Annotated in this window: 13 protein-coding genes; 9 read left to right on the forward strand and 4 right to left on the reverse strand. The window is 30.2% G+C overall.

What is annotated here, in order from left to right; translation table 11 throughout:
* Nucleotides 1–21: 21 nt before the first annotated feature.
* On the forward strand, nt 22–615 hold the full coding sequence (locus tag XO10_RS07105; RefSeq protein ID WP_014296900.1) for a hypothetical protein: 594 nt from the start codon (nt 22–24) through the stop codon (nt 613–615).
* A gap of 56 nt (nt 616–671) precedes the next feature.
* Here XO10_RS07105 and fliS read toward each other — a convergent pair whose 3' ends face one another.
* Both fliS and XO10_RS07115 read right to left on the reverse strand, forming a co-directional pair.
* Nucleotides 672–1,130 (reverse strand): flagellar export chaperone FliS, encoded by a 459-nt coding sequence (gene fliS, locus XO10_RS07110; protein ID WP_075780651.1) that lies wholly within the window; start codon nt 1,128–1,130, stop codon nt 672–674.
* Nucleotides 1,131–1,139: 9 nt separating this feature from the next.
* Nucleotides 1,140–1,748, reverse strand: a complete 609-nt coding sequence (locus XO10_RS07115; RefSeq protein WP_014296902.1) for a hypothetical protein — start codon at nt 1,746–1,748, stop codon at nt 1,140–1,142.
* 351 nt (nt 1,749–2,099) lie between these two features.
* Here XO10_RS07115 and XO10_RS07120 point away from each other — a divergent pair, with 351 nt between their 5' ends.
* From XO10_RS07120 to malE, 7 genes are all read left to right on the forward strand, one after another.
* Nucleotides 2,100–2,633 carry a cupin domain-containing protein gene (locus XO10_RS07120; protein WP_075780815.1) on the forward strand — a complete coding sequence of 178 codons (534 nt, stop codon included), beginning with the start codon at nt 2,100–2,102 and terminating at the stop codon, nt 2,631–2,633.
* A 36-nt stretch (nt 2,634–2,669) separates the two neighbouring features.
* Nucleotides 2,670–3,065, forward strand: a complete 396-nt coding sequence (gene speD / locus XO10_RS07125) for an adenosylmethionine decarboxylase (protein ID WP_014296904.1) — start codon at nt 2,670–2,672, stop codon at nt 3,063–3,065.
* Nucleotides 3,066–3,078: 13 nt separating this feature from the next.
* Complete coding sequence (gene speE, locus XO10_RS07130; RefSeq protein ID WP_014296905.1) at nt 3,079–3,960, forward strand: polyamine aminopropyltransferase; 882 nt, start codon at nt 3,079–3,081, stop codon at nt 3,958–3,960.
* A 785-nt stretch (nt 3,961–4,745) separates the two neighbouring features.
* A complete protein-coding gene (locus XO10_RS07135; protein WP_014296906.1) occupies nt 4,746–5,105 on the forward strand; it encodes a DUF1622 domain-containing protein in 360 nt (119 codons plus the stop codon).
* Nucleotides 5,092–6,072: a DNA-processing protein DprA gene (dprA, locus tag XO10_RS07140; RefSeq protein ID WP_175421334.1), complete on the forward strand. Its 981-nt coding sequence runs from the start codon at nt 5,092–5,094 to the stop codon at nt 6,070–6,072. Before XO10_RS07135 ends, dprA begins: the two co-directional genes overlap by 14 nt.
* A gap of 5 nt (nt 6,073–6,077) precedes the next feature.
* Nucleotides 6,078–7,160 carry a hypothetical protein gene (locus tag XO10_RS07145; RefSeq protein WP_014296908.1) on the forward strand — a complete coding sequence of 361 codons (1,083 nt, stop codon included), beginning with the start codon at nt 6,078–6,080 and terminating at the stop codon, nt 7,158–7,160.
* 154 nt (nt 7,161–7,314) lie between these two features.
* Nucleotides 7,315–8,520 (forward strand): maltose/maltodextrin ABC transporter substrate-binding protein MalE, encoded by a 1,206-nt coding sequence (gene malE / locus XO10_RS07150; RefSeq protein WP_175421335.1) that lies wholly within the window; start codon nt 7,315–7,317, stop codon nt 8,518–8,520.
* Nucleotides 8,521–8,560: 40 nt separating this feature from the next.
* Here malE and XO10_RS07155 read toward each other — a convergent pair whose 3' ends face one another.
* Nucleotides 8,561–9,385 carry an MBL fold metallo-hydrolase gene (locus XO10_RS07155; protein WP_175421336.1) on the reverse strand — a complete coding sequence of 275 codons (825 nt, stop codon included), beginning with the start codon at nt 9,383–9,385 and terminating at the stop codon, nt 8,561–8,563.
* Nucleotides 9,386–9,501: 116 nt separating this feature from the next.
* Here XO10_RS07155 and yfcE point away from each other — a divergent pair, with 116 nt between their 5' ends.
* Complete coding sequence (yfcE, locus tag XO10_RS07160; protein ID WP_075780654.1) at nt 9,502–10,050, forward strand: phosphodiesterase; 549 nt, start codon at nt 9,502–9,504, stop codon at nt 10,048–10,050.
* A 62-nt stretch (nt 10,051–10,112) separates the two neighbouring features.
* Here the strand turns inward: yfcE and XO10_RS07165 are convergent, their stop codons facing one another.
* Nucleotides 10,113–10,568, reverse strand: coding sequence for an Hsp20/alpha crystallin family protein (locus XO10_RS07165; RefSeq protein ID WP_014296912.1), 456 nt, complete (start codon nt 10,566–10,568; stop codon nt 10,113–10,115).
* Between the last annotated feature and the right edge of the window lie 345 nt (nt 10,569–10,913).

The raw sequence follows: 10,913 nt of genomic DNA on the forward strand, positions 1-10,913 counted from the left end.
TTCCGGAAGAGGGGGGAGAGTATGAAAAAAGCATTGTTATTTATTAGTGTGTTAGTTTTAAGCATGGTTGTATTTTCTTCACCTACAACAATTGTAGGGGCTTATGGATGGACGGATATTTTTATTGGTTTTAGTGGATATGGGGTATATGGTGGAGTAAGATATGATTTTGATACCTCAAAGATCTATGATTTAAAACCTATTTTGGGAAAAGAAAATTCAGAAGTCTTAGATGCAAGTGTATATGTTGGTGGCGGATTAAATTATGCAGAATTTGATGCAAGTGTTCTGGGATTAGAGGATGAAACATATGGATCCTTCTTATTAACCGGAAAAACATCTGCATTTTTTGGAACACCTATTTTGGGATTTAAGATTTTTGGATTGCAATGGATTCCAGGTCTTGAATTGGGAGTTACAATGGATTATTACTTTTCAGCATTAAGTGATGAAGCTAAAAAGAACATGAGTGGAATAGCTTTAACTGATAATATGGTTCTTAGTTTTGATTATGGAATAGGATTCCAGATTGAACCAATAGAAATAAATGGTATTTATGTAAAACCATTGTTCTTTCCATGGCCATTGTTATTAGGTGCAGAATTACAATTTTAATTGTTGTTAAAAATAATAAAACGCCTTCCATTTGGAAGGCGTTTTATTATTTTTCTTTATGTTGAAATATCAAGTCCTTTTCTTGGTTGCTGATTTACCTGTTGCTTTATAACATCGCCAGCCTGTTTCATGGCTTCTCTCCATGCTTCTAATAATGTGTTTAAAAGTCCCTTAACCTCTTCAAGAATTTCTGTGTCTTTTTTTAAATTTGCTTCTAATAATCTTCTGTACATATAGCTATACAATGCTCTTAGATTTTTTGAGATTTCTCCACCTTTTTCCATATCCAGAGAAAGATTTAATTCCATTACAATATCCTCTACGCGCACAATTTGATTATGTGCTTCCGGTAGTTTTTTATCCCTTATATATTTTATAGCTCTATTTAACCTTTCAATGGCATTTACATACAAAAGCTCAACTAATTTAGCAGGACTTGCGGTTTTAACCATACTTTCGAGGTATCTATCGTTTGCATTTGCAGTATTTGGATAATAACTGTTTGGTTGATACATTTTATCACCTCACTCAATTTCATTTATAGCCCTTTCAAAAGCGTCTTTAAACATATCTAATATTTGAGGAAAATCATAATCTAAAATATCCGAAATTTCTACATTATCTGCATTTGATTGTGATTCTATTATTTTTTCCAAAATCTCTTTTTGTTTTTCCATGTCTTCATCACTTATAAATTGTTTGTTTAATACATTGGAAGCCTGATTTATTATTGTATTCATTGCCTGCAAACCTTCAGCTAACGCTTTTAACATTTTATGCCCTTCTTCTGTGTTTAACATAACCTCTTTGGAAACATTTTCAAGTGATTTTTCAATCTTATCTATATATTCTTTTCCTTCAAGGAGCAATTTTTTTACAAGGCCATATAGATCATCAAATGTAAGTTCGACCTCTTCTCCGCCTTCAAAATATGCACCTTTTAATTCGTCATAGAATTTCATAGGTATATCTTTCCCGTTTATTTTCATTCCAACAAGAACAGAATTCAATTTTTCTGTTTGAAAGAAATTGACTAATTCATTGAAATTTGAAAATTGTTCTTTTGAAAATTCTCTGTCAAAATTTTGATTGTCAGATTCGTAAATTACCTTTACTTTTATTTTATCGTTCATATTATAACCTCCTACTAAATTCCATATGTATTATCGTCTAATTTTATTATATCATTAATTATGATTTTATAAAAATAGATGAATTTCCTATTTGTATTTTATACGAAGTATGTATGTCAAAAAAATTTAATATTGATATTAACATTTTGATATGTTTTTTTGTTGACATATAAAGAAAAAAAGATTATAATAATAAACGTATTGTTTATTATACCGTTCATTTTTAAATCTAAAAATACGATTTTTAAAAGAACTTTTTTTGGAAAAAATGTTGTAAAGCTTTATTATAGCGGTATAGAATTGTTTAATATAAGTTACATAAATAACGCATTTAAAAATACAGGTGATATTATGAAAATAGGGGAGAAACTGAAGAAATTAAGGCTTTCACGGGGATTAACTCAGGAAGAACTTGCTGTTAGAGCAGATTTAACAAGAGGTTTTATTTCTCAGTTAGAGCGTGATTTAACGTCTCCAACACTTGAAAGTCTTGAAATGATTTTGAGAGCGTTGGGAACAAATTTAAAAGAATTTTTTTCTGACTTTGAGGAAAAAAAGATTATATATAAAAAAAGCGAAAGAGTCCCATTGTATGATACGCCAGATGGAGTTAAAGAAGAATTATTAATGACTGATACTGAAGTAAAGAAGATTGAGCCGATGATAGTTGAGCTTGAACCGCAGTCTCAAACAGAGGAAGAAGATTATCATGAAGGATCAGAATTTGGATATGTCCTTGAAGGAAATATAGAATTGTGGCTTGATAATGCAAAATACAAAGCAAAAACGGGAGATGCATTTTATTTTAAATCAGATAAAAAACATTATATAAAAAATGCAAGCAGAAAAAAGAAAGCAAGAGTTTTGTGGATTGAAATACATTAAATAAAAATAAAATAGATACCATGGGGAGGGTTGTATATGGCAAAATCATTGGGAAGACATATTGTAGCAGAATTTTATGAATGTGATAAAGATATTTTAGATGATGTAGATAAAATTGAAGAATTAATGAAAAAGGCTTCTATTGAATCAGGAGCAACTCTTGTAACTTCAACATTCCACAGATTTTTGCCCCATGGGGTAAGTGGAGCTGTTATAGTTTCTGAATCACATTTTGCTATTCATACATGGCCAGAATATGGATACGCATCCGTTGATATCTATACATGTGGCGATCATGTTGATCCATGGAAAGGATTTGAATTTTTAAAGAAAGCATTTAATTCACAAAGGGCACAAACAGTAGAACATTTAAGAGGCGTTTATGAAGAAATTGGTATTGATGAAAATTCTCCACACAAGGTAGAAGCTTAAGGGAGGGATAAGAATGGAAAAGAATTTAGAACCAGGCAGACATTTATTATACATGGAATGGTATACAGGTGGCGATGTAGGATTATTCATGAAAATGAATAAGATTTTATTTTCTGGTCAGAGTGAATATCAAAGGGTAGATGTGTTTGAAAATCCAGAATTGGGTAGAGTATTTTCTTTAGATGGAATTACAATGACAACAGAAGTAGATGAATTTATGTATCATGAAATGTTAGTTCATGTTCCTATGTTCATTCATCCAAATCCAAAAAGGGTATTGGTAATTGGTGGTGGAGATGGAGGTTCAACAAGAGAAGTTTTAAAACATCCATCAGTAGAAGAAGTAATTTTGTGTGAAATTGACCCAATGGTTATTGAAGCAGCAAGAAAATATTTGCCAACAACAAGTGTTGAATTTGATAATCCAAAATTGAAAATAGTTAATGAAAATGGAGCAGAATATATAAAGCAATTCAAAGATTATTTTGATGTAATTATTGTTGATTCAACAGATCCAACAGCAGGTGAAGGTGGACACTTATTTACAGAAGATTTCTATAAAGCATGTAGAGATGCATTGACAGAAAACGGTGTATTCTCAGCAGAAACAGAAGATCCTTTCTATGACAGAGCATGGGTGGGAATTGCATACAACAGAATAAAGAACGCATTTCCTGTAGCAAAGGTTTATATGGGATTCATGACAACATATCCATCAGGAATGTGGAGTTATACATTTGCTTCAAAGGGACTAGATCCATTAAAGGATTTCAATCCTGAAAAATTAAAGAATTTTGAAAAGAAAGATACATTAAAATATTATAATGAAGAAATACATGTTGCAAGTTTCGCACTTCCAACATTTGTAAAGAAGTTAATAGGTGTTGAAAAGTAATTATAGATGATTAAAATAAAAACCGGTGAGAAAATTCTCACCGGTTTTTATTTTATGTGCAGACTCACATTTGTGTTCGTCCTTTTGATGTTGATTGAGAAAAATAAAAGTTCATTTGTACGACTTGAGTGCTAATCTTCGAAAATTGCTCGTTCTCAGGGGTCGTTGCAGACTCACGTCCATGTTCGTCTTCACTCAAAATCACATCCGTGTGATTTTGACCCCTTCCACTCACAATTTTCTCAGGCACTCTGCGAGCCTTCACTCGCTTTTATTTTTTCCAACTATCCTGTAATCCCCGCTTCGGGAAATTCTTAGTCTTCGTTCATATTATTTTTCTACTTTCTTTTACACAATCAGGCACTCTGGAAGCCTTCACTTACCTTTTTATTTATGAAAAAAATAGTTAGAATAATGTGAGCGAAAACTTGAAAATTCCCGAAAAAATTCGAAGTGGAGCCGGACAAAATCACACGGATGTGATTTTGAGTGAAGACGAACATGGACGTGAGTCTGCAACGGCCGGCGGGAACGAGAATTTTTGAGGATTAGAATTTTCTACCGTTTGAGCGAACATTATTCGTACTATTTTCTTCATCTGTTATCTTTATTTTTTCCAACTATCCTGTAATCTTTGCTTTGGGAAATTCTTAGTCTTCGTTCATATTATTTTTCTTTATATATACAGATGGGTGTTCTGCGAGTATTCAGTTTTCACTTTTTTTATTATTAAACATCCTATGTTATAATTATAATAAATGCCTGTAAGAAGAGGGGGAATTTTTATGAATTTGCATCATTATGTTGAAATTCTTGTTGATTATATTGCCGATTTTTCATATATATTGGCTATTGTTGTAATTGTTTTTGGAATGATAGTGGCATTTAGAATTTTTATAAGGGATGTTTTATTTGGGGATAGATCAGAAGATGCTATTTGGGAAAGTAGGCTTGAATTAGGGCATTCATTTTCTTTGAGTTTGAGTTTTTTGATTGGTGCGAGTATATTAAAAACAACAGTTGCGCCTACATGGGATGATATTGGTAAATTAGCATCTATTATAGCAATTAGAACTACTTTAAATTATTTTTTAACAAGAGAAATTAAAGAACATAAAAAGGATGTTGCCAATGAATCGAAATAGTCTTATATGGATGAAGGAATTTTTAAAAGAAGATAATTTAAAAATTCTAAAACATTTGAAAGAAAATAGGATTCCGTTAATAGACTATGGTAAAATGGAAGAATTTTATAAAGATGTTGAAGCAAAAGGGATAAAAATAATAACATATTTTGATGATGAATATCCTGAAAAATTAAAGAGAATATACAATCCTCCATTGGTATTATATGTAAAAGGAAATATTGATTTATTATATGAGAAGTCCATTGGAATTGTTGGCTCTAGAAAATGTACTGCATATGGAAGAAATATATCAACAAATTTTGCAAAGATACTTGCTGAAAAGTATGTAGTAGTTAGTGGAATGGCTTTTGGGATAGACGCGGCAGCGCACAAAGGAGCTTTAAAGTCTGGAAAAACTATTGCTGTGCTTGGTAGTGGAGTTGATGTTGCTTATCCGAGAAGTAATGTGAAGTTATATGAAGATATCCTGAATAATGGTGGATGTATTGTGTCAGAGTATAGGCCGGGGACGCCTGCCACGCCATTTCGATTTCCAGAAAGAAATAGAATAATTGTTGGTTTAAGCGAAGGCATTATAGTAGTTGAAGCGGCTAAAAAAAGCGGTTCTTTAATTACCGCAAGATTGGCTGTTGAAAGCGGGATAGATGTATATGCTATTCCTGGAGATATAACAAGAAAAAGTTCAGAGGGTACAAATGAATTAATTTATAATGGAGCAATTCCTTTGATTTCTGAAAAGGTTTTAAAAGAGATATTTAATATAGAAGAAAATAAAAAAACAAAAAGAATAGAAAATGAAGATGATTTAAAAATAATTATGGCAATTGATAATGGATATAACACATTTGAAGGTATTGTTAGTTATACCAGGCTTTCAACACCTCTTGTGTTGCAACGTTTAACAATTCTGGTAATGAATAAGATTATATTTGAAGAAAATGGTAGGTATCATCTGGGAGGTTAATGTAAATGAGAAAAACAGTTTTTTTAATTTTATTATTTTTATTAATAATTTTTTCAGGATGTTCGAGTCAGCAAAATAAAAAGGAAGATATATTTAAAAGTTTTAGCAATATTTCAGAAGTATTATATAAAGAAATAGTGGTAATTGGAGAAGGAATAAGTTATAAAGATGCTGAGGCCAATGCAAGGGTTCAGGCGTTGCAAAATATTGTAGGTATGAAGGTTTATAGTCAAACAACTGTGAGAAATTATAAATTAGTGGATAAAAAAATATTATCAAAAACATATGGATTTATAAAGAAATCAGAAATTCTGGAAAAAAGTGAAAAAGATGGAATATTCACGGTAAAAGTAAAATATTATGTTTCTCCAGAAATTCCAGATGAAGATTATTTCTATATTTTACAACAGATGAGAAAACCAAGAATAGGAATATTAATACATGTTTTTGAAGAGAATAGTCTTAAGTATAATTTTTCTCCAGAAAATATAATTGCCAGTGAACTAACTGAAAAATATGGATTTAACGTTGTTCATAGTAATGAACTTATGAAATATAAATTGAAAAGTTACAATTCTATTGACTTAAGTAAGGAGTTATTTGATTTTGATGTTTTGATTGTTGGAGATATACATAGTAAATATTTAGGAGAATATCAAGGTCTAAAAACAGCCAGAGCTAATCTGGATTTAAAAGTATATTGGGTTGGCAATGGAAAGCTTATAACAGGTATGGCGAAAAATTCCAGTGGTGCTGATATAACTGTTGATGGTGCAATAAATAGAGCTATTAATAAGGTTTCTTCTTTAATAAGCGATGATATTTCTATGGAAATAATAAAAAAATGGATGGATTATCTTGCAAATGGATTGCCAATAAGAATAAAAGTTGAGGATATTTCAACAGAAGAATATAAAACAATAGAAAATATGCTTAAAACAAACTTTGATATTAATTCTTTTTCATATATAGATAATGCAGCAACTTTTGATATAGAATCGACTTTATTTACAGATGAGATATATAATCGGTTTTTTATTGGATATAAAATTGAATACCAAAATATGCTATTTTTAGTTATAAAATAAAGAATTTGAAATTTTATTAAGAATATTTGAATATTATCGACATTTTTGGCTTTACAATACCGGAAAAAGTAAATGAAAAAAGTATTTTTTGTGTTATAATTAATTTTGTAACTTGTTACAAAAAAGATATATAAACATCAAAGGAGGGTTTTAGATGAAAAAGTTTGGTATTATTTTATTATTGGTAATTTTTGCAATTACATCATTTGCAGCATCTAACAAAATTGTTATATGGTGTTCAGAAAAACAGCCAGATTTCATAAAAACATATGGAGAAAAGTTTACAAGAGATACAGGAATATTAGTTGAAGTACAACAGGTAAACTTTGGAGATATAAAATCAAAATTCTTAACAGCAGCACAGGCAGGAGAAGGTCCAGACATTATTATAGGGGCTCATGACTGGGTTGGAGAATTAGCAGCAAATGGACTTATTGATTCAATTCCATTTTCAGCAATAGAAACAGATAAATTTGCAAAATCAGGACTAGATGCGTTCACAGTAAATGGAAAATTATATGGTGTTCCATATGCAATTGAAGCAGTTGCATTATTATACAATAAAGATTATGTTGAAGAACCACCAAAAACAATAGAAGAATTAAAAGAATTAGCAGCAGAATATACAACAGATGAAACATTAGGATTAGTATATGATGCAGGTAACTTCTATTTCTCATATGGATTTATAGCAGGAAATGGTGGATATGTATTTAAATGGACAAAAGAAAATGGATATGACACAACAGATATAGGGCTTGCAAATGAAGGTGCAGTTAAAGGGGCAGAATTAATAAAATCATTCTTTGATGAAGGATTAATTCCACAGGGTGCAAATTATGGAACAATGGATTCAATGTTTAAAGATGGTTTAGCAGCAATGATAATCAATGGACCATGGGCAGTAAAAGATTATATAAATGCTGGTATTGATTTTGGAGTATTACCATTAACAGAATTAGAATTATCAGATGGACATTATGGAAAACCATTTGTTGGAGTACAGGGATTAATGATAAATGCAAGAAGCGAAAACAAAGCATTGGCAAAAGAATTTGTAATTAATTATCTTGCAACAAAAGAAGGAGTATATCAGTTCTATCTTGCAGATCCAAGATTACCAGCAAGAACAGATGTAGCAGCAATAATCGAAGAAAAAGGTGGACCAGTTCCAAAAGAAATAGTAGATGGATTTGTAAAGAGTGCAGCTGGCGGAGAACCAATGCCAAATGTTCCGGAAATGGGTGCAGTATGGGGACCAATGGGTGATGCTTTAAGCCAGATTATCAATGGTCAGGCAGAACCTGCACAGGCATTAAAAGAAGCAGTTGAAAAGATAAAAACAGCATTAAATAAGTAATAAATATATAAAAAATAATCGGGCGGTTAAAACCGTCCGATTATTTTATTTTAAGTCCATCAAAAGCAGTTATAATACCTTTAGTTGAGTATAATTTTTTTAATTCTGAGTGAATTGGATTGTGAAGATGAGAAAAATGTGTAGCGATAACTTTACTGTTATTATCGATAATTCCCATTTTTTCAAAAAAATCTTTTGTTGAAATAACTTCTTCAAAATCCATATGGAATTGATATTTTTTGTTAATTCCCATTGTGGCATCAAGAATAACTTTATTTATAATCTTTCCATTTAATTTTTCTTTTATAAATTCTATTGTTTCCGGGAGAAAAATGCCTGTATCCACTCCGTATAATAGCCAGTCATTATCTTTTTCAATAAGGAAGTTTAAAGGTGTTTCACCGTATTCTGAAGTGTGATTTGCTTTTAATGTATATACTATATATCCATTTATATGTAGTGTAATAAAAGGTTCTACTGACATAAGACTGATTTTATGTAATTCGGTTCTTTCTTTTATTATTGAACCCAATTTGTTTGGAACAATTAAATCAACATGATCTAATTGATCGAACGTTCCGGAAAAAACAGGATTTCTGTAATCGAGGTTTTTTATGAATAAATGATCTGAATGACCATGAGTTATAAGTATATGTTTTACCTTTGTTAAATCCTTTCCAAATCTATTTGCAGAAGCTACTATATCAGGTCCAAAATCAATTAATAGATTATCATCGATTAAAACACTTGAACGTAGTCTAATGCTTTTTTTACCTTCTTCACGTGCTTTCTGACAGTTTTCACAGGAACAAAATGGATTTGGATATCCTTCTGAAGCGGCTGTTCCAAGAAATAAAATTTCCATACCTTTTCCCCCTCAAATAGTTGATTTTTCTTAATTATATCATATTTTTATTTTTATTGTAAAATTATGATAAAATATAAATGTGCTAAATAAAAGTATTTTTTGGAGGTGCAAAAATGAAACTTGCTATAATAAGCGATACACATGGTTCTTTGTTTTATTTTGAAAAGGCGTATAAGTATTTAAAAGAAGCAGATAGAGTTATCCATCTTGGTGATTATTTATATCATGGACCAAGAAATCCTTTGCCTGAAGGTTATAATCCTATGGAATTATCTAAAAAATTAAATGAATTTAAAAGAAAAACGTTTATTACAGGTAATTGTGATTCTCAAATAGATATGAAATTATTAAATATACCTGAACCGGTTCCATATGCTGTGGAAAGTTATGGCTCATTTAATTTTTTCTTCACACATGGCTGGGATCCTACAATTGAGGATGCAGAAAATCTTGCTAAAAAATATAAATGCCAATTTTTAATACATGGACATACGCATATTCCTAAATTTGAAGAAAAAGAAGATATAACAATTATTAATCCGGGAAGTGTTTCTTTGCCAAAGAATAATACTCCACATAGTATTTTAATAGTTGAAATAAATGACTCAATAAAATTCGAATTTATAGATATAATTAAAGATGAAAAATATGAATTAAAATAAAAACAACACCCCTGAAAATCAGGGGTGTTGTTTTAATAAAGGGGGTAATGTAATTTTATCTATTAATCAATACTAATTTCTTTGAACTTTTTAACCTTTTCTGGAAGTTTAGGAATTTCAATCTTTAAAACACCATCTTTAAAGTGAGCCTTTATTTTTTCATAGTCTATGTAATCTGGAAGTTTTATAGCTCTTTCAAATTTTCCAAAGAATCTTTCTCTTCTTAAGTAATTTTTGCCTTTTTCTTCTTTTGTGTCTTTCTTTTCTGCTGAAATTGTTAATATGTCATCATCTAATTTTATGTTGATTTCTTTCTTGTCATATCCTGGAACATCTGCTTCAATTACTATTTCTTTTTCTGTTTCGTAAATGTCTAATTTTGGCATTGCTACAGGCATTACAGGTCTTTCTAATGTATCTAATGTTCCAAAATCATCGAATAATCTTTCAATTTCTCTTCTTAATGTTTCAAATGGTTCAAAGAAGTTTCTGTTTTCATATCTTCTGATTTCGCTCATATTATCCCCTCCTTTTTCATTTTTTTCTTTTTCATCGACTTCCACTATATATGACGATAAATTTTTTTGTAGGTTCAAAGGTTCAAAATTAATTTCAGAATTTTTATAATAATTTATATATAGCTATTTTTATTTTATTAAATATAATCATTACTAAATTTTATAGCAATCGTTACTATTAATTGATAAAAAGAGGGGGATGGAAAAAATAAAAGCTTGTTCAGGTGACTTGAGTGCTGATCTTCGAAAATTCTCTTTGAAAGTAGAAAAATAATATTCACTCAGACGGCAAGAATTTCTGATCCTTGCTCCATTTGAAAATTCGGGTATTCTCTAAAAAGTCAA

Source organism: Marinitoga sp. 1135, assembly GCF_013363245.1.
Lineage (GTDB): Bacteria > Thermotogota > Thermotogae > Petrotogales > Petrotogaceae > Marinitoga > Marinitoga piezophila.

What these genes read in the sequence shown, in the direction of transcription:
- XO10_RS07105 (WP_014296900.1), top strand. Translation starts at nt 22, where the DNA reads ATGAAAAAAGCATTGTTATTTATTAGTGTGTTAGTTTTAAGCATGGTT.
- fliS (WP_075780651.1), bottom strand. Translation starts at nt 1,130, where the DNA reads ATGTATCAACCAAACAGTTATTATCCAAATACTGCAAATGCAAACGAT.
- XO10_RS07115 (WP_014296902.1), bottom strand. Translation starts at nt 1,748, where the DNA reads ATGAACGATAAAATAAAAGTAAAGGTAATTTACGAATCTGACAATCAA.
- XO10_RS07120 (WP_075780815.1), top strand. Translation starts at nt 2,100, where the DNA reads ATGAAAATAGGGGAGAAACTGAAGAAATTAAGGCTTTCACGGGGATTA.
- speD (WP_014296904.1), top strand. Translation starts at nt 2,670, where the DNA reads ATGGCAAAATCATTGGGAAGACATATTGTAGCAGAATTTTATGAATGT.
- speE (WP_014296905.1), top strand. Translation starts at nt 3,079, where the DNA reads ATGGAAAAGAATTTAGAACCAGGCAGACATTTATTATACATGGAATGG.
- XO10_RS07135 (WP_014296906.1), top strand. Translation starts at nt 4,746, where the DNA reads ATGAATTTGCATCATTATGTTGAAATTCTTGTTGATTATATTGCCGAT.
- dprA (WP_175421334.1), top strand. Translation starts at nt 5,092, where the DNA reads ATGAATCGAAATAGTCTTATATGGATGAAGGAATTTTTAAAAGAAGAT.
- XO10_RS07145 (WP_014296908.1), top strand. Translation starts at nt 6,078, where the DNA reads ATGAGAAAAACAGTTTTTTTAATTTTATTATTTTTATTAATAATTTTT.
- malE (WP_175421335.1), top strand. Translation starts at nt 7,315, where the DNA reads ATGAAAAAGTTTGGTATTATTTTATTATTGGTAATTTTTGCAATTACA.
- XO10_RS07155 (WP_175421336.1), bottom strand. Translation starts at nt 9,385, where the DNA reads ATGGAAATTTTATTTCTTGGAACAGCCGCTTCAGAAGGATATCCAAAT.
- yfcE (WP_075780654.1), top strand. Translation starts at nt 9,502, where the DNA reads ATGAAACTTGCTATAATAAGCGATACACATGGTTCTTTGTTTTATTTT.
- XO10_RS07165 (WP_014296912.1), bottom strand. Translation starts at nt 10,568, where the DNA reads ATGAGCGAAATCAGAAGATATGAAAACAGAAACTTCTTTGAACCATTT.